This is a genomic window from Rhodococcoides kyotonense (assembly GCF_001645385.1).
In the GTDB taxonomy this organism is placed as follows: domain Bacteria; phylum Actinomycetota; class Actinomycetes; order Mycobacteriales; family Mycobacteriaceae; genus Rhodococcoides; species Rhodococcoides kyotonensis_B.
Genome location: NZ_LVHI01000002.1, coordinates 96,187 through 121,992, shown reverse-complemented (window position 1 = coordinate 121,992; position 25,806 = coordinate 96,187). Strand labels below are relative to the sequence as shown.

Genomic DNA, 25,806 nt, shown 5'->3' with positions numbered 1-25,806 from the left:
TTCCCACCGGTCACGCTGCACCGCTTGATCTTTCACATCGCGTTATGATCGAGATTGACGACACTCCCGGGCGGGTAACACTCGGCCACGTTGACAGATGCGACCTTAGGAGCCCCTCTTGGCGCCCGTAGACGATGCCGTGCATCGCGGTGACGTTCCTCCGCCCATCGATCTGGCGGGGCACATGCGAGAACTCGGGCGCGCTCTCCTGCCCGCGTTCGTCATCGCAGTTCTCGTGGGGGCCGGCGTGTTCTACGTCCGCAGTGAGCTGACGGAGAAGCAGTACTCCGCCTCGATCGTCACGGAAATCAAGCCAGCGCAGACACTCATCCCGGGCGACGCGTTCATCGAACAGATGCGTGCACCGTTCGAACAGCTGGCCACGGACACGGACGTGTTGAATCAGGTTCTGTCCGAGGTGGACACGGACATGGATGCCGGACAACTCAGCGCAAGTCTCGAACTCGTCCCCGGCACCTCTCCAGCGCTGTTGACGTACACGGTCACGACGGACTCGCCCGAAACAGCCCTCGCCCTTGCGCAGTCCATGGTCACCACCGTGGCGCAGGCAGCCAACGCCAACTACGCGCGCGACACCCAGGGCCAGGTCGAGCAGGCTCAGGCTTCTATCGCGGCGGCGGAAGCTCGGGTCAACTCTCTCGCCGCCGATGACCCGAACCGTAGCGCCGCCGAGACACAGCTGTCGCAACTGCAACAACAGCTCTCGCAGCTGCAAAGCGGCGGCGGAGACCAGCTGGTCGTGCTGTCGAGCCCGGAGCAGAACACCACGCCGGTGTCTCCCAAACCGATGTCCGAAGCTCTGGTGGCAGCGTTGGCCACGTTGGTGGTGGCGGCGGAACTGATCGTTCTGCTGCGTGGCCGGTTCGGCTCGTCGCCCAACCGTTCCTGGGCCAGGCGGGTCGCGAAGAAGAACGGCGCTGCGTTCGACGCGACGTCGTCCGGCGATCTGCCTCCGATTCTGGCGTCGCGCATCGACAGTCTTCACCGCGGAAGTTCCGTGTCCGCGAGCAATGCGCGGCACGCAGCGAGCAAACGAGATGCGGTGGTCGTGGTCCTCGTCGGAGACGAAGCCGTATATCGACCGACCCGCGGATACGCCGCCGATGCGGCAGCCGGTCGTCCCGTGGTCGTGACGATGGGACTCACCGACGAGTGGTGGCGTGCAGTCGATGTCGCCGACATCGATACCGTCGCGGTTCTGGTCTCCAAGGCCGGCAAGGACAAGAAGGCCGCGGCGCGTGCACTGAAGCAGATTCACGAATTCGGAATTTCGTCGTTCCTGGTTCTGCAACCGAAGAACAAGAACAAGAACAAAGACCATCAGGCCAACCAGGCGACACCGCAACAGAACACGGAGGTGGACACCCGTGCCAACTGACAAGATCGCCCTCGTACACGAGCGATTCACCGAGATCGCCGGGTCGGAACACGTCATGGAGCAGCTGGCACTCCACTGGCCGCACGCGGACGTCTTCGCCCCCATCGCCCGCGCCGAAGGCATTCCTCCCGGCCTGTCCTCACCGCCGCACACCACCTTTCTCAACAACATCTACAACGCCATCGGCCAGCGTTCCTACGCCCCGGTGCTGCCGTTGATGCCGGTCGCCTTCCGGCGGTTGAAGCTCGACGACTATTCCGCCGTCGTCGTCAGCCATCACGCGTTCGCCACACAGACCGTGTTCGCGACGGACGCCCCGGTCGTCGCCTACGTCCACAGTCCAGCGCGGTGGGCGTGGGATCCGGAACTGCGTGCCGGTGAAGGTGGCGGCAAGGTCGGTGCGGGAATTCTGACCGCGCTGTCTGCTGTGGCACGCAAGTGCGAGACGTCGGCGGCCCCCAAGTTGACCACCGTCGTCGCGAACTCGACGGCGGTGGCCGAGCGCATCTCGAATTGGTGGGGCAGGGACGACGCCGTCGTCGTGCACCCGCCCGTCGACATCGAGGGGTTCACACCCGACACGTCGGTCGAGCGCGAGGACTTCTTCCTGCTCGCCGGGCGTCTGGTTCCGTACAAGCGACCCGACATCGCGGTGCGCGCAGCTGCCGAAGCGAACGTTCCGCTGGTCGTCGCCGGTGATGGTAGAGCGATGGAGCAGTGTCGGGAGCTCGCGGGTCCGAAGACGACGTTCCTCGGCCGGGTGTCTCACGAGAAGCTTCTGGAACTGCACCGCAAGACGCGCGCTCTTCTGATGCCCGGTATCGAGGATTTCGGCATCGTTCCCGTGGAGTCGATGGCCACCGGCACCCCGGTCATCGCTCTCGGCGAGGGTGGGGCCGTCGACACGGTGTTGCCCGGCAAGACCGGCCTTCATGTCGCATTCGGTTCGGACGACGAGATCGTGGCCGGCTTCGCGGAAGCGATGAGGTCGTTCTCCCCGAGCGAGTTCGACCGTAACGAGATTCGCACATGGGCAGAAGGCTTCTCGCGCGCCAACTTCCGCGACCGGATGCAGGAGGTCGTCGATGCCGCGATCTGACGCTCCCGGTGCAGCCCGCCCTCGCTACCGATCGACCGCGATGGACCGAGTCTTCGCGGACGCACGCATCATCGCACTGACGGGTCCGACCAAGGGACTGGACGCGGCCACGGCACGTGCGGTGATGAACGCAGCCGAGCAATCCTCCGCGACACCCCGATTGGCTCTCGAACCGCAGCACGACAGTCGCGACTGGGAGTATCGCACCGGCGAGAACAACAGCGCCGTACTGACACTCCCCGACCTCGACACAACGGATCTCGGGCGCCTGCTCACCGCGATCAGGAACCGTCCGGGGCCGAAAAAGGCCCTGGAAGTGATCATCTGCGGTGACTATCTCGCCGTCGATCTGTCGCACGGCATCGGTGACGGGCAGATGGGCCTGATGCTCATGGCGGCGTTCTCGGGCGACGTCGACGACGCACGTGCCCGCGGCCTGGCCACCGGACTGCCCGATGGCTCGACGTCGACCGCGTTGCGTAAGCACTATTCCGCGAAACCTGCTGCACTGCGGGATTTCTGGCGCCTCCGGAAACAGCACAAGAACACGGGCGCGTCCGAGAAGGTGCCGACGAAGAGGATCGAGAACTGGGAGTCGGCAAAGGTCAGCCGCTCGGCATACATGGAGCCTGCGCGTGTGAGCGAACTCCACCGATGGGCGTCCGAGAATGCGGCAGGCGCAACCGCGGCATCGATTTCGGTGGCGCTCTGGCGCGCCGCACTGCTGGCACAGAACGTGCCGCTGTCCGAGCAGGTCATGATTCTGTTCAATTCTCGCCGCTATTTGGGTCCGGAACATCTTGCGTCGCACGGTAATTTCGCGGTCGGCATCCCGCTGCACCTTCCCGTCGACCTCTCACCCGTGGACATCGCGTCCGCGATGAAGCAGGTCATCGATTCCGGGTGGCCCGTCGCCATTCTCGGTATGTCCGAGGTCAAGGACAGACTGCTGTCGTGGCGTTCGCGTCCGGCGACGCCCGAACCGGGCGGCGCCGTCGACGTTCCCGACCGGCTTCGCCTGGCAGTCAGTGACCTCGGCAAACTACGCATGTTCGACCATCTGAAGTGGGCGAACGACGGGCGACCGCCGCAGATCGCCGCGTCCTTGGAACCAGATGGACCCGACGGCGTCACCATGTTGATCGCCGAGGTTGCCGGCGGCCGTACCTACACGGCCTCGTTCTGCGACAAGATGATCGACTCGGAGGTCGTCGAGTCCGCCCTCGAGCAACTGTGCAGCGACCCTCTGTCCCTGTTGCGAGATGTTCGGGCTTAGCGCCGGGGGCGCGCACCCTGCTACCAGCCTCGCATCGGTGCGCAGGCTGGCACCGATGCTCGTCGTACTGCTGATCGCCGCCTGCTCGTCGGGCGAAAACGACCAATCCTCCGCGACCACGAGTTCGACCCCGGAAGCACCGGGCACGTTGCTCGCCGAGCCGACGGACTTCCAGGGGTATGCGGCCCTCGATACCGTGACGCAGAAGACCGTCGCCGTTCGTTACCAGTCGACGTCGGGAATCGACTCCTCCCCCACCGAAGTCACCGGGGTCGTGTTCGTTCCACAGGGTGACCCTCCTGCGGGTGGCTGGCCGATCGTGTCGGTGGGCCACGCGACCACCGGGTCGTCGAGTCGGTGCGCGCCGTCGAAACACATCGGTCTCCTCGGCAACCTGCCGACCGTCATTCCGTTCCTCGTGAACGGTTACGTCGTGGCAATGACCGACTACGAGGGTCTGGGAACCCCTCGCTCGCACCCGTACCTCGAACCGGTCACCGCGGGATACAACGTCATCGATGCCGTGCGGGCTGCGAAGGAAGTCGAGCCGAACACGTCCGACACCTGGCTCGGGTACGGCGTGTCTCAAGGTGGACAGGCTGTGTGGTCCGCGAACGACTTGTCCGGGGACTACGGGCAGGGCCTGAATCTCCTCGGTTCCATCAGCGTCGCCCCGGCCACCGATCTGACACCGTTCGTCGACTCCATGCTCGCCGGCACATTGACGCCCGAGCAGATCACGGTGCTGCCGTCGCTCCTGCAGGGACTGCAGGTCAAGCACCCCGAACTGAACCTCGACGACTACGTGCACGGAACATTGGCGAGCCGCGTGGACGCCTTCGACACCTGCATCGGTGAGAAGGCTCAACTGCAGGCCGATATCGCCGAGGACACCCCGGCGTCGGACTACCTGCCGTCGAGCCCCGAGGCCGCAGAGCGGCTACGCGAATGGCTGGCCGAATACAGCGTTCCGAGAACCCGCGCGCAGAAGCCGATGCTGGTCGCGTACGGCGATCAGGATGCCCTCATCACTCCCTCGTGGACCCGGGCCGCAGTGGGTGAGGCGTGCGCGGCCGGCGACGTCGTGCAACTCGTCGCGGCACCCGGACAGGGGCACGGCATTCTGAACATCGGGTCGACAGTGCAGGACTGGGTCGACGGGCGTGTCGCGGGCACCCCGCCGCCGAACACCTGCGGCTCGTAACCCACCACCACGAACGAAGAAGGGTCGAACATGACCGATGCTGCGACGATCGTGTTCATCGCACATACCGGCCAGGTTTCGGGGGCCGAGAAGGTTCTGCTGAATCTTGTCGACGAGGCCGAGACCGCAGGGCACCGGGCGGTGGTTGCATGCCCCACCGGTCGCCTGTCCGAGTCGCTACCGGACGGAGTGCGCCACATCGCCATTCCGGAGCTGAGTCTCGGTGGTGAGCGGGGGCTTGCACGCGGTGTCGCAGCGTGTCGACTGGTCGGTCGATGGTTGGCCGCCGGCCGGTCGGTGCGACCGATTGTCCGCTCCCCCGGAACGTCGACGGTCGTCAACTCGCTGTTCGCACTTCCGGTCGCCCGTGTGGCGGGACCGAAGCGAGGTGCGTCGTGGCTCGTACACGACACGATGACGAGCGCGAAGCAGAAGGCCGTCGTCGCGCTCAGCAAACCCGCGATCCGCGTCGCGGTGTCGGTGTCGGAGGCCACCGCGGTTCCACTGAAAGCCGCCGGAGTACCGACCGTCGTGTCGCACAACGGTGTTCGATGGCCGGTCGAACAGTACGGCGGGGACCTTCACGATCCGCCCGTCGTCGGGATGGTCGCGCTGCTCACGCCGTGGAAGGGACACACCGTCCTTCTCGACGCCGTGGCGTCGCTCCCCGGCGTCCGGCTCGAGCTCGCCGGCGGCAGCTTCCCCGGCGACGCCGCCTACGTCGAGGAGTTGAAACGTCGTGCTGCCCAAGCCGATCTGGCGGGCCGCGTCGAATTCCTCGGTCATACCGACACCGATGCCGCGCTACGTCGATGGGACGTCGCGGTGTCCGCGAGCACCTCGCCGGAGGCCGGTCCCCTGTCCGTCCTCGAGGCGATGTCCCACGGACTACCCGTCGTCGGGACCGATCACGGCGGGACCACCGAGTTTCTCACCGGCGGAGCGGGAGTGCTGGTCGAACCAGGAAACTCAGCCGCACTCGCGACGGCGATCGAGGGTGTACTGGCCGACGGAAGCATGCGTCGACGGCTCGGGGAGACCGCCCGACGCCGAGTCGAAGCCGAGCACGACCTCGCCGTCACGTTGCCGCAATTGTTGAAACGCCTTACGGAGTAGACGAATCCGGCTCCTGCACCGGCATGCCGAACGCCATGACTGCGGCGTCGTCCTCCAGCCCGCTGTCGAAACTCTCCATCAGCGTTTTCAAGTCCGCGACGATGCCCGACGGAGTGTTCGGCGCGTGTCGCCGCGCGAACTCGAGCAGCGCGCCGTGGTCGTCGTAGCGCTCACGTCCGCGCCCGGTTCGGGCCTCGGTGAGACCGTCGGTGTACAGGACGAACGTGTCTCCCGGCTCGAGTCGGCATTCGGTCGCCACGAAACGCGCGTTCGGCAGGATGCCGACCAACTGCCCACCTGGTGTCTCGACGTAACGGACGGAACCGTCGGCCTTCAGCAGAAGGGCCGGTGGATGGCCGCCGCTGGCCAGTTGCACGTCGAATCCGCCGTCTCGCCGTGACAAGGTCCCGTAGATCACCGTGCAGAATCGAGCGTCTGCCTGGTCGAACTCCTGGTTCAACACGGTGTCGAGGTTGTGCAGCACCTTGACCGGATCGGAGTCGTACACCGCGGCCGCGCGCAGCGTGTAGCGCGTGAGCGAGGTGACGACTGCCGCGTCCGAGCCCTTGCCGCAGACGTCACCGAGGAAGAATCCCCAACTGTCCTCGGACAGCGGGAACATGTCGTAGAAGTCGCCGCTGACATCGTCCCACGAAGCGGTGTGGTAGTACGCGTCGGCGTCGAGTCCGCGGGGAGGCAACAGCTTCGGCGGTAGCAACGAGCGCTGCAATGTGCTGACGAGTACCTGAGCGCGCTCGTGTTCGCGCTCGGCACGTCGACGCTCCTCGACGAGTTCACGCTCGTAGGCGCGCCGTTCCCGTGCGTCGATCGCGGTGATGCGAACGAGTACCGGTTCACCGTCCTCGTTGCGCCGTACATTGCCGGTGACGAACATCGGTAGCCGCTCACCGGTCGACGACACCAAATCCAATGCCACGCTGTCGAATTCGCCCACCGAGAACAAAAGCGGGGCGAAGTGCGTTTCGTAGTGAATTCGCCCCCCGGCGGTGAGCAGATCGCCGAACTGCTTGTCCAGCAGGTCCTCTCGTGTGCTTTCGAGCCAGTTCAACAGCGTCGCATTGACTCCCGCGATCTTGCCGTCCGGCCAGGTCGCAAGGTAACCGCACGGGGCGTTGTCGTACAGATCGTCCACAGTGTCCCGCAAGGCGGGGTCGAGATATTTCATGCCGCATCGACGAACGTCAGAATGGCGTCGGCCGTCGACCCCGGATCGCTGACGTGCGGGCAGTGACCATGCGCATCCAATGTCACCAACGTGCTGCCCTGAATGTGCTCGTGCACGAATCGTCCTACCTCTCGTGGGGCGAGCGAATCGTGGGCGCACTCGACGATCGTCGTCGGCGTGACGACGCGGTCGAGATCGGCGCGGTTGTCCGACAGGAACGTCGCCCGAGCGAACGCGCGTGCACACGCAGGGTTGGTACGGCAGAAGCTCTCGGTCAATTCCTCACCCAATTCGGGACGGTCGGGATTGCCCATGATGCGCGGCGCCATGACCTGCGCCCACCCCATGTAGTTGCTGTCGAGGGACTCGAGCAGTTCGGTGATGTCAGCCTCGGAGAAGCCGCCGCAGTACCCGTCGTCGTCGATGTAGCGGGGCGACGGTGTCAGAAGCACGAGTTTGGCGAAGAGATCCGGATGCCGAGCCGCCGCCAGAACGCCGATCATCGACGCCACCGAGTGGCCGACGAAGACGACGTCGTGCAGGTCGAGTTCGCGGACGATGTCGACGACGTCGTCCGCGTAGGCGTCGAGAGTGGAATAACGCTCCTCCGTCCATTCGGAAATATCCGAACTACCCGAACCGACATGGTCGAACAGCACCACCTTGCAGTGCGTGATCAAGTGTTCGACGACGGCACGCCACAGGTTCTGATCGCACCCGAAACCATGCGCGAGCATGACCGTCGGGCCGCCGTCGACACCGATCGTCGTCACATTGTTCTTCACGCGCGGGTTCACCGGAGAATTGTCTCACCCCGTCGTGAGCCTGCGGCCCACGCCTGCCCTATGCGGTCGGCGAGTTGGCGAAAGAATTCTTCCCGGTATGCCGAACCGACTGACATCGTTCCCGGGCGAGGACCACAATGGGAAGACCGAACGAGCGTCGCGAACGCACCGAGCTTTCCCTTTCGACGCTCGCCGAGGCGACGGGGGTGGCCATGGGGTTCGACATCCGATGGACGAGTCTTCTGTCCTGTGCTCGCACACGAGGAATGACGAAAGATGTTACGCCGGTGGAGAATTCGCAACAATAGATCACACGATGTCAGAACACGCGCTCCTCGGTCCCGCCAGGCGGGGATCGACTGGTCGTTCATGGCAGGCGCGATGTCCATCGTGACGTTCTGGGCTTTCGGGATCGGCATCGTCCTGGGCGCGCTCGCCGTGGCGGGCGCGGTGTGGTCGACGCAGGGACCGGAGGCGGCAGACGCTCCGGAGCGGGCGGACGTGGCGATCGCGATAGCGATCGGTGCCTCGGGAATGGTGGCGGGAGCCGGTTTTCTTCTGCTCGTTCTGCCTCCGTGACAGCGCGGGGAATGACCGTATGCGGTTGAACGTTCAACGGGGCATGAAGAACATCGGATTCCTGTCGTTCGGCCACTGGTCGTCGGCGCCTGGATCGCAGACGCGATCGGCGTCGGACGTCCTGTTGCAGTCGATCGACCTCGCGGTCGCTGCCGAGGAGTTGGGTGCCGACGGCGCCTACTACCGGGTGCACCACTTCGCCAACCAGTTGTCGTCCCCGTTTCCGCTGTTGGCAGCGGTAGGCGCGAAGACGAACCGGATCGAGATCGGTACCGGCGTCATCGACATGCGCTACGAGAACCCCCACTACATGGTGGAGGACGCCGGATCAGCCGATCTGATCTCGGGATCCAGGCTGCAGCTCGGCATCAGCCGAGGATCGCCGGAGCAGGTCGTCGAGGGCTACCGTCATTTCGGACATGTTCCTGCCGATGGTGCCGACCATGCGGAGATGGCACGAGAGAATACGCGCGTCTTCCTAGACCTGCTCCGAGGTGAAGGGTTCGCGAAACCGAACCCACGCCCGATGTTCCCCAACCCGCCGGGCCTTCTGCGCCTCGAGCCACACTCCCCCGGCCTCCGGGAGCGTATCTGGTGGGGTGCCGGTACGCGTCAGACCGCCGAGTGGGCCGCGGACAACGGCATGAACTTGATGAGTTCGACATTATTGAGCGAGGACACGGGTGTGCCGTTCCATCAGCTGCAGGCCGAGCAGATCGAGCGCTTCCGTAAGCGTTGGGCGGACACCCAGCACACATTCGAGCCGCGAGTCTCGGTGAGCCGTAGCATTTTTCCGATCGTCGACGACGTCGACCGGGCATACTTCGGTCGTGAAGGCGGCAGCAGTGACCAGGTCGGATACCTCGACGGCGGCAAGGCACGTTTCGGTAAGACGTACGCGGGCGAACCCGACAAGCTGATCGCGCAGCTGGCCGAGGACGAAGCGATCGCTGCCGCCGACACGCTGTTGCTGACGGTTCCCAATCAGCTCGGTGTGGATTACTGCGCTCACGTCATGGAGTCGTTGCTCCGCGACGTGGCACCTGCCCTCGGGTGGCGGTAGATCTCACCAGGTCGCCACAAAACCGGTCCCGACGGCGTCCGCCGTCGGGACCTGTCTTCGTGCTGGTTCAGTGATGCGGATACTGAGCTTCGTATCGCGCGCGCTGCGAATCGATGTCTCGTCGCCTGCGGTCGCTCTGCAGGTCACGGGGCAACCCGTGTAGCTCGAGGCGACGCGCGCGATTGAGCTCCATGAACGCCGCGGTGTAGAAGAGGGCGAGCAGAACGCTCAAGAGCACCATCGCACCCCTCAACCACAGCGGGCCGGGGAACAGCACGAGAAACCCGACGAAGATGGGCGTGAAGGGCAGCAAGGACCGGAACAGGTGGCGAGGAACCGCTCCTTTACCGACCAGGTCGTTGCGCACCCACTCCTGCATCGAAAGCGGAAGTTTCCTCCCGAAGATCACGTAACCGAGCCATTGGAAGAAGGTGGGCTTGGTGCGTGCCGCCTTGTTGTTCATACCTGGTCCGATCGGTCGGCAGCCAGTGCTGCAGCGTTGATGCGAGTGAGGACTCCGTGGAGTTCTTCCAGTTCGGACATGTCGACTCCGAGCTTGGCGACAACTGCACCGGGAATGCCCTCGGCCTGGGTCCGCAGCGCGACACCCTTCTCCGTGAGCGCGACGGCCAGCTGCCTTTCGTCGGCCTGGCTCCGGGTGCGTTCGACGAGACCGTTGCCCTCCAGCCTCTTCAGCAGCGGCGACAGCGTCGGCGAGTCGAGGTGAAGAGCGGCACCGATGTTCTTGACCGAGCGCGGGGACTGCTCCCACAGTGCGAGCATGACCAAGTACTGGGGGTGCGTCAGCCCCATCGGTTCGAGCAACGGCCGGTACACGGCCAGAACGGTCCGATTGGTGACCGCCAGGGCGAAGCAGACCTGACGGTCGAGCGCCAGCGGATCGGTAGCAGTGGAAGTCACGCGTTCGAGCATACGCTAATAGTTAGTGCACTAACTGTTAGCGCGACAAAGCTCACTTCACGAAGTCTTGCTCCCATCGCTCCTGAAACTGCGCGATGGCCTCGGATGTCAGTGCGGCCGTGTCGGGCATCGGGATGTCCTGAGCCCTGGCCACCGCGCCCGGGATGTCGGGGAGGGCACTTGCGTACCCTTTCGACAACGCGACCTGGCCCTCCCGAGACACCATGAAGTTCGCGAGCACCTGAGCCGCGTTGGGATGTGGCGCCGACGACAGAACATGGGAGTACCAGGGCGTTCCCCATGCCGGATCGGGCAGAGCCCACCCCACCGGCGCACCGGCATCCATCTCGCGCACGAGCGGCTGCACCATGGGCGATGCGACGATCTCTCCTGACGCGAGAGCTTGCGCGATGGCCAACGCGCCGGGGTAGATACGTGGTTGCAGCGCGGCCAGACGTGCGTCGAAATCTCCTCCGACCCAGTTCTCGTCGAAGAACTGATATTGATCGACGACGGCTGCGAATCCTGCGGGATTCGTCACGCCGATGCGGCCGGTCAGTGCCGGATCGAGGATGTCGTCCGGAGTCCGCAGCCCGTCGGGCAGCGCGCTCGAGTTCCACCCGAGTGCGAAGACCGCGGCGCTCGTCAGGAACATGGTGTCGCCCAGAACACTTCGATTGCGCTCGTACGCAGGATCGTCGAACGCAGGCCCGACGAAGGCAGTCGAGTAGTCACCCGACTCCGCTGCCGCCGAGACCCACGCCGGATCCGAGGACATGTGCACGTCGGCGGTGCCGCGCCCCGTTCGATTTTCGGTCTCGACGCGTGGGTTCATCTCGACGTCGGAGCCACGGGTGAATTCGAGCTGTATCCCCGGATACGCCTCGTCGAAAGCGACTTTCAGCGCCTCCAGGTTCTCCGGGTGCTGCGTCGAATACAACTGGACGCTTCCCTCCTCCTTCGCCGCTGCGACGATATCCTCCCAACTACCCTCGACGGGACCGGATGCTTGCGACTGGCCACACGATGTGCCCGCAACTGCGAGACACAGCATTGTCACTGACAAGAGAACTCGTGGAACCACTTTCATCGATTCTGCCCTTCGATCTCGGAACATAGAGTCCCAACGAATGATTCGACTACAATTCCGCGCCCGCCCGGTACCCCTCGGCGATCGCATGGGAAATCCGTCGTGGCGTGACGCAGTCTCCGATGATGCTGACAGTGTCGCTGCGTTCGAATCCCCACGGTGGCACTGCAACCCGAGGTCCGTGCCAAACGACCGCGATGTCCTCGTACGTCAGATCGCCGGTTCCGAACACCGGACGCAGCGTCACGGGAGCGGTCAAGTCGTCGGGCACATCGAGGGCGTGGGCGATCTTGAAATCTACACCCGCGCTTCCCAATCGAACGAGCAGCGGGCCTGCACTCTCGGGCGGAACACGAGAGGCAAGCGCTGTGAGCGCGGTGGCGAACGTGACGTCCCATCCCCGCTGCGCCAACGCCTCGGCTGCGCTGTACGCAGGCCAGAATCCGTCGCCGTCGTCGAACACCACGACTCGGCCGGGCGCGGCAGGAACTCGGCCGAGCAGAACGTCGTCGACCGTGAACGCGGTCCGCTGCTGCAGTACTGGGGTCAGCCCCGCGGGACGCGAACCGATCGCCACGACGACGTGATCTGCGGCAGAACGGATGTCGTCGAGATCGCCGGAGCCGATCCCCGCCGACAGATTCACTTCGACTTTCAGCCTTCTCAGCTCGCGCTCGAGGTAATCGACGATGTCGATCAACGTCGCACGACGAGGAGCCGATGCCGCCACACGGACGGAACCGCCCAAGACCTTGTCCTGTTCGAACACGGTCACGCGGTGCCCTCGCCCCGCCGCCACCCGAGCGGCTTCGAGACCAGCGGGGCCACCGCCGATCACGAAGACTTCTTTCGATTTTCGGGCTCGCTTGCCGACGTCGACGTGTCGACCACGCCCGATCTCGGCGTTGACCGCGCAGTGCAGGTGCGGGTCGAACGCCCTGCAATCCTGGTTGACGCCGAGGCAACCACGGATTTCGGCCACACGTCCGGTGCGGGATTTGTTCGGTAGCTCCGGGTCGGCGATCAGGGCCCGTGCCATGCCGACCATGTCGACGTGTCCGGACTTGATGGCGTGGTCGGCGGTGCCCGCGTCCCGTATCCGCTGCCCGACGAGAGTCGGTAGTCCGGTGGCTGCCTTGACACGCGCGGCCGACGGAATCGCAACGGCGTCCTCGCCCGACGAATCCTTCACGTACTTCCCGCGCGTTCCGTGAGTGATGCTGAAGTAGTCGATCCCGAGTTCCGCGAGATTCTCCGCAATCCGCACGCAATCGTCGATCCCCATTCCGCCGGGGATCTCCTCCTCCCCACTCAATCTGACTCCGAGCACGAATCCCGCGGGAATCTCCGACCGCATCGCGTCGATGATCATCCGAGGGAACCGCATGCGGGTCTCGAACGACCCTCCGAAACTGTCCGATCGTCGATTCGTGAGCGGCGACATGAACTGAGCAGGCAAGTATCCATGTGCGGCATGGAGTTCCACCCCGTCTGCACCTGCTGCCACCAGATTGCGCGCCGACACACGCCATCCCTCCACGATGTCGTCGATTTCCGCTGCCGACAGCTCGTGGGGTGGGTACGCGTCGCGCACCGTTTTGATAGCAGACGGCGCCGACGGTGGTGCATCCGACTCACCCCCGATGAACTCGCGTCCGAGGTGGCAGAGTTGCCCGACGAATTTAGCGCCGTGCCGATGCACTGCCTCCACTTTCGCCGCAGCAGCCGGGACGAACTCGTCGCGGTAGGCCTCGATCAGTTTCCTGGACCGTAACGTCGTCGTGGGATGCACGACGGTCGCGCCGCCGATGATCATTCCGACTCCCCCCGCCGCCAATCGCTCGACATGCTCGGTGTCTCCGTGTGTGGGAACGCCGTCGACTGCCATCGACGTGCCTGCGGGAAGTGCAACCAGCCGGTTCTTCAGCGTGATGCCACCGAGCTGGATCGGCGAGAACAGGTGCGGGAACGGGGCGCTCACGTCAGCTCAGACCCTGAACAACTGGGCGCCCGCGGTTGCCATGTCCACCAACGACTTCGGCGGCTCGAGATGGCGCCCATACCGCGCAGCCAACTCACGCGCACGCTCGACGAAACCTGCTATGCCACCGTCGTATTGCTCGATGTATCTGATGACTCCGCCTGTCCAGGCTGGGAATCCGATGCCGAGCAACGAACCGATGTTCGCGTCCGGCGTCGATGTCAGAACGCCTTCGTCGAAACATTTGACGGCTTCGATCGCTTCCGCGAACAGCATGCGTTCCTGCATGTCGGCCATCGAGATCGACGTTGTTCCGGACGCGAACGCCTCACGAACGCCCGGCCAGATGCCTGCCCGCTTGCCCGCGTCGTCGTATGAGTAGAAGCCTCCACCGCCGGCGCGACCTGTTCTCGACAGCTGGTCGACCATCGTGTCCATGACAGCGTCGGAACCATGCTGTCGCACTGTCTTTCCCGATGCGACGAGCACACGCTCGTTCTCCTTGCGGATCTTCTGCGACAGCGTCAACGTCAACTCGTCCATCAGTTGCAGCGGCGGAGCGGGATAACCCGCCTGTGCACCTGCTTGTTCCACGAAAATCGGATTGATGCCCTCACCCACGGCTGCCATCGCCTCGTCGAGGAACGCCCCGATCACGCGCGACGTGAAGAAGCCACGGCAGTCGTTGACCACGATCGGCGTCTTGCGAATCTGTCGCGCGAAATCGATGACCTTGGCCAGCGTCGCATCCGACGTCTTCGCCCCACGCACGATCTCGACGAGCGGCATCTTGTCGACCGGTGAGAAGAAATGGATCCCGATGAAGTCCTCGGCCCGTTGCACGCCCTCCGCGAGTACGCCGATGGGCAGCTGAGAGGTGTTGGTACCGAGCACCGCATCGGGTTCGACGACGTTCTCGATCTCCTGAAACACAGCGTGTTTGACGTCGACGGACTCGAATGCCGCCTCGACGACGAGGTCGACGCCCGCGAAGTCCGCGGCGTCGGCGGTGGGCGTGATTCGTGCCAGCAAAGCTTCGGACTTCGCAGCGTTGGTCGACCCGCGCTCGAGCGCTTTGCTCTCCAGTTTGTCCGCATAGTTCTTGCCCCGTTGGGCCGTTGCGACGTCGACGTCCTTCAGCACCACGTCGATTCCCGCCTTCGCGCACACGTACGCGATGGCCGAACCCATCATTCCCGCTCCGATGACTCCGACCCTCGTCGCCGCGAGCGTCGGGTAGCCCTCGGGTCGGGATCGACCCCGGTCGATGGCCTCACGATCGAAGAAGAACGCGTTGATCATGTTCTGGGCGACGCGATCGGTCATGAGAGACACGAAATACCGCGTTTCGATCCGGTCGGCGGTGTCGACGTCGACGTAAGCGCCCTCTACCGCGGCGGCGAGTACAGCCCGGTGCGCCGGTGCAGGCGCGCCCTTGGTCCGCTTACGCAGCATGCTCGTCAGCACGAGCAGGTTCTGCGCGACGGCAGAATCGGTCGGGGCGCCACCGGGAATCGAGAAACCGCGTCGGTCCCAGGGTTGGGTCGCATCTGGATTGTGTGCGATCCATGTCTTGGCCGCCGGAATCAGCGCCGACGCGGAATCGACTGTCTCGTCGATCAATCCGAGCTCGACTGCCTCGGCGGCCGACTTACGTGCGCCCTTCAGCAGCACCTCGGGAAGTGCCGCGTGGAGTCCCATCAGCCGAACCGTCCGGGTGATACCGCCACCACCGGGTAGAAGTCCCAGGGTGATCTCCGGCAGACCGATCTGTACTCGATCGGTGTCGACGGCGATGCGGTGGTGAGTGTGCAACGCGATCTCGAATCCGCCGCCCAACGCCGCACCCGCTATCGCGGACACCACTGGCCTGCCGAAGGTTTCGAGCCGTCGGAGAACATTCTTGATTCCGTCGATGCGACGCGTCAGCTCGGCCGCGACCTCGCCTTTGTCCTTGTCCGCGTGGTCTGCCGTCATGTCGTCCAGGTCGCCTCCGGCGAAGAAGGACTTCTTCGCCGAGGTGAGCACGACGCCGGTGATCGACTCCTTCTCTGCCTCCAGCCGGTCGACGGTCGATGCCATCGACGCGATGTACAGGTCGTTCATCGTGTTGGCGCCCTTGTTCGGGTCGTCCATCGTGAGAACGACGACGCCGTCGGAGTCCTGTTCCCACGTGATCATGTTTCCGGCACTTCCTGTGTTGGTCATGTCTCAGCCCTCAGATCCGCTCGATGACGGTGGCAACGCCCATGCCGCCGCCGATGCAAAGAGTGATCAGCCCGTAGCGTCCGTCGATTCGTTCGAGTTCGTCGAGCACGGTGCCGACGAGCATCGCGCCGGTCGCACCCAGTGGATGGCCCATCGCGATCGCGCCACCGTTGACGTTGGTCTTCTCGTGCGGGATGTGCAGATCCTTCATCCACTTCAGAACCACGGACGCGAACGCTTCGTTCAGCTCGAACACGTCGATGTCGGCGACGGTCAGTCCCGCCTTCTCCAATACTTTCTCGGTCGCCGGCGTCGGACCGGTCAGCATGATCGTCGGCTCGCTACCCACTTGGGCCGTCGCAACGATCCGCGCCCGTGGGACGAGACCCGCCCTCTCCCCGGCCGCAGCACTTCCGACGAGCACGACGGCTGCCCCGTCGACGATGCCCGACGAGTTCCCACCGGTGTGTACGTGGTCGATTCGTTCGATGTCGGTGTACTTCTGCAGTGCGACGTCGTCGAATCCGGTTGCCGCTGCCATTGCGGCGAACGCGGGCTGCAACCGACCGAGACTCTCGGCCGTGCTGCCTGGCCTACGGTGCTCGTCATGATCGAGCAGCGTGATTCCGTTCAAATCCTTGACCGGCACGACCGATTTTGCGAAATACCCTGCGCTCCAGGCTGCTTCGGCGCGCGCCTGAGACTCCGCAGCGTAGTTGTCGACGTCGTCACGAGTGAAGCCCTCGACGGTCGCGATCAGATCGGCGCCGATGCCCTGCGGAACGACATGCAGGTCGTACGTGGTGGTCGGGTCCGTGAACAACGCCCCGCCGTCGCTCCCCATCGGCACCCGTGACATCGACTCGACGCCACCGGCGACGACGAGATCGTCCCAGCCGGAGGCCACTTTCTGCGCGGCAAGATTGACTGCTTCCAGTCCCGACGCGCAGAAGCGGTTGATCTGGGTTCCCGGCACCGACTCCGGAAGGCCGGAGACCAGCGCGGCTGCACGCGAGATCACCGCACCCTGCTCACCGACTGGAGACACGACACCGAGCACGACGTCGTCGATGTCGGCTGGGTCCATGTCCGGGAACCGAATTCGCAGTTCGCGAATCAACCCGGCGACGAGGTCGACCGGTTTGACACCGTGCAGAGCACCGTGTCGTTGTTTGCCTCGAGGGGTGCGTATGGCCTCGAAGATCATGGCTTGCTCTGTCACTGTTGCCCTTTCGCGCGGCCGAAACGTCAAGCTGGAGTCAGTCGAACGCAATTTCGGGGGTTCTGCCGATCAGCAGACGTCGAACCTTGCCATCGCCGGTGATCTGCGCGCTTGCGTTGAACGATGCTTCGAAGGCGCCGTCGCGGGTCGTGCGCCCGAGAACGAGTTCGACTCCGTCGACCGTCACCCCCCTGTCGATCACGTGGATCAGCGTGCTCTTCTCACGCTGCGCGAGATATCCGACCAATCCGCCACGGTCGCCGACGAATTCGGCCGACGCACCCTCGCCCTTCGAGAACTGCACCGACATCCGGAAGTCTGCGGTGATCATGTCGAGCACTCGATCCGGATCGTCCGAATCCATGCATCCGAACCATCGGGCGAGCGTCGGCGTCGCATGTGTAGTCGCGTCCACTTATGTTCCTTTCTGCGTTGAATCATCTGGCAGAAGCGCGAATTCGGCGTCGAACGAGACCTGATAGCGGTCGACGAGGCCGTTCGCATCGAGATGCATCGAGCCGACGAAATAGCCGGTGACGCGGTCACCTTCGGTCACTGCACCGTGCGCGAATTGGAGGTCTCCATCGGCGGCCGAGCGAAGAAGTCGATGCTTCCGGTCGACCGGTGGGCGGCCGTTCAGATACTCGAGCATCGCCGCGCGGCCGGACTTCCTGCTCACACCTGTCGGCAGCACCATCGCGTATTCGACATCGTCGGCAAGCATGGCGACAGCGGCGTCGAGGTCGCCCGCGTCCAGAGTCGCGTAGTAGTCCAAAATCCTCAGCTTCATGAAGTGAACTTAGTTCGAATTACCTCGGTTTGTCGAGACCCTTACGCTACGGTGCATACACAAATTGAATTCGATTCGAGTGGAGTGACATGGCAACTTCTCCGTCCACCGCCGCCGAGGCACCCTGGCCGCGGTCCGAACCTGCCGCCCTGACGCCGGGTGTCGAGCAAGAGGGAATCCGGGACGCCATCCGGGGACTTATCGGCAAACACTCCACGATCGACCAGGTGCGAGCACTGTCCGAATCCAAAGCGGGATACTCGCGCGAGCACTGGACACGACTCGTCGAGGAGATGTCGGTGACGACTCTCGCCGCACCCGAAGACCGTGGCGGACTCGGGTACGGCATGGTCGAGATAGGCATCATCCTCGAGGAGTGCGGACGCGGACTCTCCCCTGAGCCCGTCTACACCTCCGCAGTTCTGGGCGTCCACGCGCTTCTACTTGCTCCGGAGCCCGCTGAGGACCTGCTGACACGAGTGTTCGACGGCTCGGCGGTCGCGACGGTGAGCACGTCACCTCGCGGATCGGAGCGTATCCACGCCCACGACACCGGGTCGGGATGGACGCTGGACGGAGACGCAGCAGCTGTCGTCTGCGGCGCCGAGGCCGACATCGTCGTCGTCTCTGCTCGCTACGCCGGCGGAGTGGGCGTCTTCGCAGTCGAAGCCGGCACACACATGAATGCGCGCCCACGCACCGTGCTCGACCCGACCCGACGCCAGGCCGACCTCGCGTTCACGAGATCTCCCGCGCGCATGCTCGCATCCGACGGCGACAGCGCCGCGTTCCTGGACCGTCTGCGAGATCTCGCGACACTCGGACTCGCCAACGAGAACACCGGCATCATCGACGCACTACTCGACATGACCGTGCAGTACGTGACCACGCGGCATCAGTTCGGCCGCCCGATCGGATCGTTCCAAGCGATCAAACACCGCCTCGCAGACGTACTGACCGCGCTCGAACGCGCCCGCTCCGCGGCGAGATACGCGGCCGCGGTGTACGACGAGAACCCAGCGGACGCGCGGCTCGCGATCGCCGTTGCCGGTGCCGTGTGCACAGACGCCGTCGTCCATGTGGCACACGAAGCGATTCAACTCCACGGCGGTATCGGGTTCACCTGGGAACACCCGGCGCACTCGTACTTTCGACGGGCCATGGGAAACGAAGCGTTACAGGGCGATTCACGCTCCCACCGCGCTCGCATCGCAGACCTCGTCGGGATCTAGACGTTTTTTCCGCCACCTTCGATTCAGCTATTGACGCTGACAGACACGGTAGCTAATACTGAAGTGAATCCAGTTCAAGTTCGAACGAAAGGCACCACCATGATCGAGACCGATCACATCTTGTTGGAGAAGGACGGCGAGGTCGCTCGCGTCTGGCTGAACCGCCCGCACAAGAAGAACGCCGTCACGGTCGAGCTTCTTCATCGTCTCGACGAGATCATCGTCGAGGTGGACAACGACCCGAACCTGAAAGTTCTCGTCCTGCGCGGTGTCCAGAACCAGTTCTGCTCCGGTTTCGATCTCGACGAGCTGCTGTCGGATTTCGTCGGGTCCACCAACGCCATGGATGTCGCAGTTCTGTCCGCGAAGGTCTGCGACCGCCTCTACTCGATGAACACCCCGTCCGTCGCCGTTCTCGAGGGATACGTCACCGCAGGTGGATTCGAACTCATGATCTCGTGCGACTTCGCCGTCGCAGCCGACGACGCCAAGATCGGCGACTTCCACATCCGCCGGGCACTGTTCGGCGGTGCGGGTCCCATCTACCGCCTGCCTCGCATGATCGGTGTCCGCAAGACCAAGGAACTGATGCTGACCGGCAAGCTGCTGAGCGGCAAGGAAGCAGTCGACTTCGACCTCATCAATGCGTCCGCGCCTGCCGAAGGCCTCGACCAGTTGGTGGCCGACTTCATCGCACCTCTCGTCGACAAGAGCCCGTTCATGATGAAGCTCACCAAGATGTGCATCGATCGCGGTCTGGACGCGGACATCCAGTCCCTCATGGTCATGGAGCATCTTGCCGTCGGCAACGCCCTTCAGTCCGAGGACGGACGGGAAGGCGTCACCGCATTCCTCGAGAAGCGCGAGCCCAAGTGGGTCGGTCGCTGACGTTCCGCTGTTCGACGACTACCTGAAGGGATGGAGATGGACACGACGGCGGGCCTTGCACTCGCAGGCAGCAAGTGCACGAAATGCGACACTGTCGCCTTTCCTGCCAGCTCGATGTGCAGCAGATGTGCGACCCCCACAGCAGCCCCGGTGACACTGAGCACCACCGGACGAGTGTGGGCGTACACCGTGCAACGTTTCGCACCGAAGTCGCCGCCGTATGTCCATCCTCCAGAAGGCTTTCGGCCGTTCGCCGTCGGCTATGTCGAACTTCCCGACGGAATCAAGGTCGAGGCGATCCTCGAGTGCGAGAGCTTCGACGAACTGGACGAGGCACCGGTGAGGCTGGTCTCCACCTCGCCGGCGCCCCGGTTCACGGTCATCGCCGACTCGAACGTAGGAGTACCGCAGTGACACAGGGCGTTTCGATCATCGGAGCAGGACTGTCCAAGTTCGGCAGGCAGCCCGGTGTCAGCGGCCGACAGATGGCCGTCACCGCGATCGGTGCCGCGTTGCAGGACGCAGGACTGACATGGCCGGACGTCCAGGTCGCGTTCGGAGGCAGCGACGGGTCCGGGCTCGCCGACACGCTCGTCGCCGAACTCGGCTTCACAGGGATTCCGTTCACGAACGTCAAGAACGGATGCGCGACGGGTGGCAGTGCGCTCTTCTCCGCGGTCAACGCGGTCCGGTCCGGATCCGCGGAGATCGCATTGGCCGTGGGATTCGACAAGCATCCACGAGGCGCCTTCGATCCGAAGCCCGCCGAGTGGGGCCTCCCCGACGGTTACGGCGACGCAGGCCTGATGGTCACCACCCAGTTCTTCGGCGCGAAGATCTCGCGCTACATGCGCCGCAACGGCATCTCGCACGAAACACTCGCGCGCGTCGCCGCGAAGGCGTATCGAAACGGTGCACTCAACCCCAATGCGTGGCGACGCGAGGCCATCGACGTCGACACCATTGCCGGCGCCGACATGGTGAACGATCCACTCACCCGGTACATGTTCTGCTCCCCCGGAGAGGGCGCGGCAGCCATCGTCGTTGCCGGCGCCGACGCCGCCAAGAGGTTGGGCGGTCGCCCAGTCCAACTTCGCGCAATCGCGCACCGGACAAGGCAATTCGGGTCGTTCGAGGTGTTCAGTCCGTCCGTCCAGGGAACGGGAGAACCCACCAGCGTCAGCGCCGACGCGGCAGCCGCTGCGTTCGATCTCGCCGGAATCGGGCCCGAGGACGTCGAAGTCGCGCAGCTGCAGGACACCGAGAGCGGCGCCGAGATCATGCACATGGCCGAGTGCGGGTTCTGCACACCCGGCGAGCAGGAAGCGATGATCGCCGCAGGCGAGACCGAGATCGGCGGAAGGCTTCCGATCAACACCGACGGCGGATGTATCGCGAACGGAGAGCCGATCGGCGCGTCGGGACTGCGTCAGGTGCACGAGATCGTCACTCAACTCCGCGGTGAAGCGGGCGAACGCCAGGTCCCGAACACACCACGCGTCGGCTTCACCCACGTTTACGGCGCACCCGGCATCAGTGCCTGCACCGTGTTGACGGTGTAGGCCATGCCTTTCGACCACGAGGGACCAGAACAGTGACACGACAGACGCTTCCGGACATCGCCGAGTTCACCGCCGACGCCGTCCGATGGCTGGGCACGGTCGCACAGCAACGCACGGAGTCGGTGTGGGGTGAGGGCACGGATTCGGTGGCGGTGTTCGAGAATTGGACCGCAGAACAAGAGCGCGAGCATACCGACGTGATCTCTCGATACGAGAGAAAGAAATTCGACGCCGGCTGGGGTGCACTGAACTCCCCCGTCGAATACGGTGGACGCGCTCTTCCGATGTCCTACGTTCTCGCCTTCCGCCGCGCGGAGGAATCGTTCGATGTGCCTCGCCGAACCGAGATGTTCTCGGTGACACAACAATTGGTCGCTCCGACTGTTCAACAATGGGGAACGGACGAGCAGAAAGCCACGTTCGTCCGGGCGATGCTGCGTACCGATCTCATTGCCTGCCAGCTGTTCTCCGAGACCGAGGCCGGTTCGGACCTGGCCGCGGTGCGTACCAGGGCCACGCAAGCCGACGACGGTGGCTGGACGATCGACGGCCACAAGGTGTGGACATCGGGGGCGCGCGTCGCGGACTTCGGGGTCGCGTTGTGCCGCACCGACACCAGCGTCGCGAAGCATGCCGGTCTGACCATGTTCCTGGTTCCTATGGATGCACCCGGCGTCACGGTGACACCGATCCGGCAGATGACCGGCGGATCCTCGTTCAACGAGGTGTACCTCGAGGGCGTCGAGCTCGACGACTCGTACCGACTCGGGCCCGTCGGCAAGGGCTGGCAGGTGGCGCTCACGGTGTTGGCCGCCGAACGACTCGACGGCGGCAACCTCGGACTCGCGAACGCCGACCAGGCAGTGGAGTTGGCCAGGAATCTCGGACGCCCACCGACGGAGATCGAACGCGACGCCGTCGCCGACCTGATCACGCGCAGCTATGTGCAACGGATAGCGAACATGCGCGTCGCGGGAGCGGTGGTCGCAGGGAACGATCCCGGGCCGGAGGCATCGCTCGGAAAACTGCTGGCCACCGACACGATGGCCAGGACGTCCGACGTCGTTCGATTGCTCCTCGGCTCGGACGTGACGTCCGATTCAGCGAGGTGGGGAACGTTCGCGTGGGCAGAGCATCTCCTGGGAGCTCCGGGTTACCGGATTGCCGGCGGTACGGACGAGATTCAGCACAACATCATCGCCGAGCGCGTCCTCGGCCTACCCCGGGAGCCCAGGCCATGACGGAATCCACGCTAGAATCCCGCGTCGCCGCGACTTTGGCCGAACGTGGTGTCACCGTCGCCGACTTCGAGACGTTGCCCGGTGGCCATTCGGGGCTGACGTATCGAGCACACACGTCGGACGGCGACATCGTCGTCAAGGCCGTTCCGGACGGCCAACGTTCGATCGGCCGTCACGACATGCTCAGACAAGCGGCGATACTGACCGCGCTGGCGGACACCGACGTTCCCGTTCCACGGATCGTGGCGATCGACAGGACCGAACCGGCGTGGTTCGCAATGGAATTGGTGCAAGGCGAATCTCTGGAACCGGTCCTCGACGATCCTGCCGTGGATCCCGCTGTCGCAGCGCGCCGGATGCTCCGCGCTGCAGAGGTACTTCCCCGCTTGCACGCCGTCGACATCGGCACGGTTCCTGGAGCAGAAGACCCGCTGTCCCCATCCGACGAACTCGATCGCTGGGCTCGCACGCTGGGTGCAGTACCACCCGAACTGGTGGCCGGCGGCGACAACTTGCTGAACTTACTACGGACCGACATCCCGGATCCCATCGATCCCGTTCTCGTGCACGGCGACTACCGCCTCGGGAACATCCTGTCCGACGGTGACGATCCTGCGGCGTTGATCGACTGGGAGATCTGGAGCGTCGGCGACCCACGTGTCGAACTCGGCTGGTTCCTCGTGTTCGCCGACGGTACGAACTTTCCAGGCGTCGGACGCGAGGTTCCCGGCCTGCCGAGCACCGACGAACTGATCTCCGCGTACATCGGCCACGGACGACAACTGCCGGACATGACGTGGTTCGACGCACTCGGACGGCTCAAGATGGCAGCGATCATGGGACACAACCTGCGCCGGCACCGCGAAGGCCGTCATATCGACCCCGACCAGGAGAAGCTGCCCGCCACCATCGACCGGTTGATCGAGACCGGCACTGCGCTCCTCCGACGCTGACGACCCCACCTACGACAGGAGCGAAGACAAGTGGACTTCTCCTACTCCGCGCGCACCGAGGAACTGATCGGCACGCTCGAATCCTTCATGAACGATTACGTCTACCCGGCCGAGAAGGTGTACGACGAGCAGATCGCCGCGAACGACAACCCGCATGAGCAACCGCAGATCATGCGCGATCTGCAGTCTCGCGCACGCGAACTCGGGCTCTGGAACTTGTTCATGACGCACGACGGGCTCGGCGCAGGGCTGACGAACCTCGAGTACGCGCCACTCGCCGAGATCGTCGGACGCTCGATCATCGGCAACGAAGCGATCAACTGTTCGGCCCCGGACACCGGCAACATGGAGATCCTCGCCATGTACGGCACCGACGAGCAGAAGCAACAGTGGCTGAAGCCGTTGCTGGGCTGCAGTATTCGGTCGGCATTTGCGATGACCGAGCCGGACGTCGCAAGTTCCGACGCCACCAACATCACGTCGACGATTCGGCGCGACGGCGACGACTACGTGATCAACGGACGCAAGTGGTACACCTCGGGTGTTCTCGACCCGGACTGCAAACTGATGATCTTCATGGGCAAGTCCGATCCCGAAGGGCCGACCTATCGCCAGCAGAGCATGATCCTGGTACCGACGGACACCCCCGGCATCGAGGTGCTGCGCGATCTTCCGATGTTCGGATTCCAGGATCGCCTCGGCCACGGCGAGGTGCAGTTCACCGACGTGCGGGTGCCCGCGTCGAACATGCTCGGTGCCGAGGGCGACGGATTCGCGATCGCACAGGGACGATTAGGCCCCGGTCGCATGCACTACGCGATGCGTGCGATCGGAATGGCCGAGCGCGCACTGGAAATGATGTGCCGTCGCGCCACCGAACGTCACGCGTTCGGTGGGCCCCTTACGGATCGCGGCGTCGTGCGCGAGTGGATCGCGCGCAGCCGCGTCGAGATCGATCAGATCCGTTTGCTGGTCCTGAAATCCGCCTGGCTGATGGACACGCGTGGAAATGCCTCGGCGCGTTCGGAAGTCGCAGCCATCAAGGTCGCGGCTATGGAGGTCGCGCACACCGTCGTCGATCGTGCGGTGCAGGTGCACGGCGCTGCCGGCGTCAGCAACGACACGATCCTCGCGCGACTCTATGCCATCACACGTGCGCTGCAGATCGCCGACGGCCCGAACGAAGTCCACTTGCGAACCATCGCCCGACTCGAAGTGAAGAAATACGCATGAGCACATCGACATTGGCAGGCAAGGTAGCACTCGTGACCGGCGCGAGCCGTGGACTGGGACTCGCCATCGCGCGAGGTCTGCGTGACGCGGGCGCAACCGTCGTCGTCTCGAGCCGCAAGCTCGACGCCTGTGAGGCGGCGGTGGCGGCGCTGGGCGACACGGGCCCCGGCACCGCACACCCCTACGCGCTGCACATAGGGCACTGGGAGACAATCGAACCTGCCGTCGACGACATCATCACGCGATTCGGCAGCCTCGACATCGTCGTCAACAACGCCGGGATCGCTCCCCTCGCCGAGAATCTCGCGTCGGTGACGGAAAGCCTGTGGGACAAAACGATCGAGGTCAACCTCAAGGGCCCGTTCAGGCTGATGGCCGTGGCCGGAGAACGTATGGCGACCGCGGGTGGCGGTTCCATCGTGAACATCTCGAGCATCGGCGCCGAGCGACCGAGCCCACCGGAGGCGATGTATGCCGCGGCGAAGAACGGACTCAACGCGCTGACAAGGGCGTTCGCGCAAGAGTACGCGCCGACCGTGCGCGTCAACTGCATCATGCCCGGCGGGTTCGCCACCGACATGTCGGAGAACTGGGACGACGAGTTCATCGGCAAGATCGTCGATCGTCTGCCCGCAGGCAGGCTCGGCAGACCCTACGAGATCGCCGGGCTCGTCACCCATCTCGCGTCCGACGCCGCCGGATACACCACCGGCGCGCTCATCCCGGTCGACGGCGGCCGCACTGCGGTGTACTGATTCTGCGAAACGAAGGAACTGTT

At 64.4% G+C, this 25,806-nt stretch carries 25 protein-coding genes; 15 read left to right on the top strand and 10 right to left on the bottom strand.

What is annotated here, in order from left to right:
- Positions 1-118: 118 nt before the first annotated feature.
- Genes A3K89_RS02250 through A3K89_RS02230 form a run of 5 tightly spaced genes read left to right on the top strand, consistent with a single transcriptional unit; the run spans position 119 to position 6,094 of the window.
- On the top strand, positions 119-1,399 hold the full coding sequence (locus A3K89_RS02250; RefSeq protein ID WP_157105203.1) for a hypothetical protein: 1,281 nt from the start codon (positions 119-121) through the stop codon (positions 1,397-1,399).
- Positions 1,389-2,498 (top strand): glycosyltransferase, encoded by a 1,110-nt coding sequence (locus tag A3K89_RS02245; RefSeq protein ID WP_068421165.1) that lies wholly within the window; start codon positions 1,389-1,391, stop codon positions 2,496-2,498. The genes A3K89_RS02250 and A3K89_RS02245 overlap by 11 nt, the downstream gene beginning before the upstream one ends.
- Positions 2,485-3,774: a hypothetical protein gene (locus A3K89_RS02240; protein ID WP_254303381.1), complete on the top strand. Its 1,290-nt coding sequence runs from the start codon at positions 2,485-2,487 to the stop codon at positions 3,772-3,774. Before A3K89_RS02245 ends, A3K89_RS02240 begins: the two co-directional genes overlap by 14 nt.
- Positions 3,775-3,811: 37 nt before the next feature.
- The gene (locus tag A3K89_RS02235; RefSeq protein WP_254303380.1) at positions 3,812-4,978 is read left to right on the top strand and encodes a lipase family protein; all 1,167 of its coding nucleotides are present in this window, start codon (positions 3,812-3,814) and stop codon (positions 4,976-4,978) included.
- A gap of 30 nt (positions 4,979-5,008) precedes the next feature.
- On the top strand, positions 5,009-6,094 hold the full coding sequence (locus A3K89_RS02230) for a glycosyltransferase family 4 protein (protein WP_068421158.1): 1,086 nt from the start codon (positions 5,009-5,011) through the stop codon (positions 6,092-6,094).
- Here the strand turns inward: A3K89_RS02230 and A3K89_RS02225 are convergent.
- Positions 6,084-7,280, bottom strand: coding sequence for a SpoIIE family protein phosphatase (locus A3K89_RS02225; protein ID WP_068421155.1), 1,197 nt, complete (start codon positions 7,278-7,280; stop codon positions 6,084-6,086). The genes A3K89_RS02230 and A3K89_RS02225 overlap by 11 nt on opposite strands.
- Positions 7,277-8,077 (bottom strand): alpha/beta fold hydrolase, encoded by an 801-nt coding sequence (locus A3K89_RS02220; protein WP_068421152.1) that lies wholly within the window; start codon positions 8,075-8,077, stop codon positions 7,277-7,279. The genes A3K89_RS02225 and A3K89_RS02220 overlap by 4 nt, the downstream gene beginning before the upstream one ends.
- Before the next feature lie 357 nt (positions 8,078-8,434).
- Between A3K89_RS02220 and A3K89_RS02215 the strand changes: the two genes are divergently transcribed.
- Positions 8,435-8,644: a hypothetical protein gene (locus A3K89_RS02215; RefSeq protein WP_068421151.1), complete on the top strand. Its 210-nt coding sequence runs from the start codon at positions 8,435-8,437 to the stop codon at positions 8,642-8,644.
- Between the two features lie 43 nt (positions 8,645-8,687).
- Positions 8,688-9,707, top strand: coding sequence for an LLM class flavin-dependent oxidoreductase (locus tag A3K89_RS02210; protein WP_068421279.1), 1,020 nt, complete (start codon positions 8,688-8,690; stop codon positions 9,705-9,707).
- Between the two features lie 67 nt (positions 9,708-9,774).
- Here A3K89_RS02210 and A3K89_RS02205 read toward each other — a convergent pair whose 3' ends face one another.
- The 8 genes from A3K89_RS02205 to A3K89_RS02170 are packed head-to-tail and all read right to left on the bottom strand — an operon-like array spanning position 9,775 to position 17,919.
- Positions 9,775-10,170: a DUF5313 family protein gene (locus A3K89_RS02205; RefSeq protein ID WP_068421149.1), complete on the bottom strand. Its 396-nt coding sequence runs from the start codon at positions 10,168-10,170 to the stop codon at positions 9,775-9,777.
- The gene (locus tag A3K89_RS02200) at positions 10,167-10,640 is read right to left on the bottom strand and encodes a MarR family winged helix-turn-helix transcriptional regulator (RefSeq protein ID WP_068421148.1); all 474 of its coding nucleotides are present in this window, start codon (positions 10,638-10,640) and stop codon (positions 10,167-10,169) included. The genes A3K89_RS02205 and A3K89_RS02200 overlap by 4 nt, the downstream gene beginning before the upstream one ends.
- Before the next feature lie 40 nt (positions 10,641-10,680).
- Positions 10,681-11,718 (bottom strand): ABC transporter substrate-binding protein, encoded by a 1,038-nt coding sequence (locus A3K89_RS02195; protein WP_068421147.1) that lies wholly within the window; start codon positions 11,716-11,718, stop codon positions 10,681-10,683.
- 49 nt (positions 11,719-11,767) lie between these two features.
- Positions 11,768-13,699 carry an oxidoreductase gene (locus A3K89_RS02190; protein WP_068421146.1) on the bottom strand — a complete coding sequence of 644 codons (1,932 nt, stop codon included), beginning with the start codon at positions 13,697-13,699 and terminating at the stop codon, positions 11,768-11,770.
- Positions 13,700-13,705: 6 nt separating this feature from the next.
- A complete protein-coding gene (locus tag A3K89_RS02185) occupies positions 13,706-15,907 on the bottom strand; it encodes a 3-hydroxyacyl-CoA dehydrogenase NAD-binding domain-containing protein (protein ID WP_068421144.1) in 2,202 nt (733 codons plus the stop codon).
- Positions 15,908-15,917: 10 nt separating this feature from the next.
- A complete protein-coding gene (locus A3K89_RS02180) occupies positions 15,918-17,129 on the bottom strand; it encodes an acetyl-CoA C-acetyltransferase (protein ID WP_068421143.1) in 1,212 nt (403 codons plus the stop codon).
- Between the two features lie 37 nt (positions 17,130-17,166).
- On the bottom strand, positions 17,167-17,493 hold the full coding sequence (locus A3K89_RS02175) for a hypothetical protein (protein WP_206031051.1): 327 nt from the start codon (positions 17,491-17,493) through the stop codon (positions 17,167-17,169).
- 51 nt (positions 17,494-17,544) lie between these two features.
- Positions 17,545-17,919, bottom strand: coding sequence for a nuclear transport factor 2 family protein (locus A3K89_RS02170; protein WP_068421141.1), 375 nt, complete (start codon positions 17,917-17,919; stop codon positions 17,545-17,547).
- 89 nt (positions 17,920-18,008) lie between these two features.
- Here A3K89_RS02170 and A3K89_RS02165 point away from each other — a divergent pair, with 89 nt between their 5' ends.
- The 8 genes from A3K89_RS02165 (at position 18,009) to A3K89_RS02130 (ending at position 25,783) form a co-directional block, all read left to right on the top strand.
- Positions 18,009-19,151 carry an acyl-CoA dehydrogenase family protein gene (locus A3K89_RS02165; RefSeq protein WP_167674221.1) on the top strand — a complete coding sequence of 381 codons (1,143 nt, stop codon included), beginning with the start codon at positions 18,009-18,011 and terminating at the stop codon, positions 19,149-19,151.
- Between the two features lie 99 nt (positions 19,152-19,250).
- Entirely contained in the window at positions 19,251-20,039 is a 789-nt protein-coding gene (locus A3K89_RS02160) for an enoyl-CoA hydratase/isomerase family protein (RefSeq protein WP_068421139.1), read from the top strand.
- Positions 20,040-20,075: 36 nt separating this feature from the next.
- Complete coding sequence (locus tag A3K89_RS02155) at positions 20,076-20,453, top strand: Zn-ribbon domain-containing OB-fold protein (RefSeq protein WP_068421273.1); 378 nt, start codon at positions 20,076-20,078, stop codon at positions 20,451-20,453.
- On the top strand, positions 20,450-21,601 hold the full coding sequence (locus tag A3K89_RS02150) for a thiolase family protein (RefSeq protein WP_068421137.1): 1,152 nt from the start codon (positions 20,450-20,452) through the stop codon (positions 21,599-21,601). Before A3K89_RS02155 ends, A3K89_RS02150 begins: the two co-directional genes overlap by 4 nt.
- A 32-nt stretch (positions 21,602-21,633) precedes the next feature.
- Complete coding sequence (locus A3K89_RS02145) at positions 21,634-22,842, top strand: acyl-CoA dehydrogenase family protein (protein ID WP_068421135.1); 1,209 nt, start codon at positions 21,634-21,636, stop codon at positions 22,840-22,842.
- The gene (locus A3K89_RS02140; protein ID WP_068421132.1) at positions 22,839-23,795 is read left to right on the top strand and encodes a phosphotransferase family protein; all 957 of its coding nucleotides are present in this window, start codon (positions 22,839-22,841) and stop codon (positions 23,793-23,795) included. Before A3K89_RS02145 ends, A3K89_RS02140 begins: the two co-directional genes overlap by 4 nt.
- Positions 23,796-23,825: 30 nt before the next feature.
- A complete protein-coding gene (locus A3K89_RS02135) occupies positions 23,826-25,028 on the top strand; it encodes an acyl-CoA dehydrogenase family protein (RefSeq protein WP_068421129.1) in 1,203 nt (400 codons plus the stop codon).
- Complete coding sequence (locus A3K89_RS02130) at positions 25,025-25,783, top strand: SDR family NAD(P)-dependent oxidoreductase (RefSeq protein WP_068421126.1); 759 nt, start codon at positions 25,025-25,027, stop codon at positions 25,781-25,783. The genes A3K89_RS02135 and A3K89_RS02130 overlap by 4 nt, the downstream gene beginning before the upstream one ends.
- The last annotated feature ends 23 nt before the right edge of the window (positions 25,784-25,806 follow it).

What these genes read in the sequence shown, in the direction of transcription:
- A3K89_RS02240 (WP_254303381.1), top strand. Translation starts at nt 2,485, where the DNA reads ATGCCGCGATCTGACGCTCCCGGTGCAGCCCGCCCTCGCTACCGATCG.
- A3K89_RS02230 (WP_068421158.1), top strand. Translation starts at nt 5,009, where the DNA reads ATGACCGATGCTGCGACGATCGTGTTCATCGCACATACCGGCCAGGTT.
- A3K89_RS02225 (WP_068421155.1), bottom strand. Translation starts at nt 7,280, where the DNA reads ATGAAATATCTCGACCCCGCCTTGCGGGACACTGTGGACGATCTGTAC.
- A3K89_RS02215 (WP_068421151.1), top strand. Translation starts at nt 8,435, where the DNA reads ATGGCAGGCGCGATGTCCATCGTGACGTTCTGGGCTTTCGGGATCGGC.
- A3K89_RS02210 (WP_068421279.1), top strand. Translation starts at nt 8,688, where the DNA reads ATGAAGAACATCGGATTCCTGTCGTTCGGCCACTGGTCGTCGGCGCCT.
- A3K89_RS02205 (WP_068421149.1), bottom strand. Translation starts at nt 10,170, where the DNA reads ATGAACAACAAGGCGGCACGCACCAAGCCCACCTTCTTCCAATGGCTC.
- A3K89_RS02200 (WP_068421148.1), bottom strand. Translation starts at nt 10,640, where the DNA reads ATGCTCGAACGCGTGACTTCCACTGCTACCGATCCGCTGGCGCTCGAC.
- A3K89_RS02195 (WP_068421147.1), bottom strand. Translation starts at nt 11,718, where the DNA reads ATGAAAGTGGTTCCACGAGTTCTCTTGTCAGTGACAATGCTGTGTCTC.
- A3K89_RS02185 (WP_068421144.1), bottom strand. Translation starts at nt 15,907, where the DNA reads ATGACCAACACAGGAAGTGCCGGAAACATGATCACGTGGGAACAGGAC.
- A3K89_RS02175 (WP_206031051.1), bottom strand. Translation starts at nt 17,493, where the DNA reads ATGGATTCGGACGATCCGGATCGAGTGCTCGACATGATCACCGCAGAC.
- A3K89_RS02170 (WP_068421141.1), bottom strand. Translation starts at nt 17,919, where the DNA reads ATGAAGCTGAGGATTTTGGACTACTACGCGACTCTGGACGCGGGCGAC.
- A3K89_RS02165 (WP_167674221.1), top strand. Translation starts at nt 18,009, where the DNA reads ATGGCAACTTCTCCGTCCACCGCCGCCGAGGCACCCTGGCCGCGGTCC.
- A3K89_RS02160 (WP_068421139.1), top strand. Translation starts at nt 19,251, where the DNA reads ATGATCGAGACCGATCACATCTTGTTGGAGAAGGACGGCGAGGTCGCT.
- A3K89_RS02155 (WP_068421273.1), top strand. Translation starts at nt 20,076, where the DNA reads ATGGACACGACGGCGGGCCTTGCACTCGCAGGCAGCAAGTGCACGAAA.
- A3K89_RS02140 (WP_068421132.1), top strand. Translation starts at nt 22,839, where the DNA reads ATGACGGAATCCACGCTAGAATCCCGCGTCGCCGCGACTTTGGCCGAA.
- A3K89_RS02130 (WP_068421126.1), top strand. Translation starts at nt 25,025, where the DNA reads ATGAGCACATCGACATTGGCAGGCAAGGTAGCACTCGTGACCGGCGCG.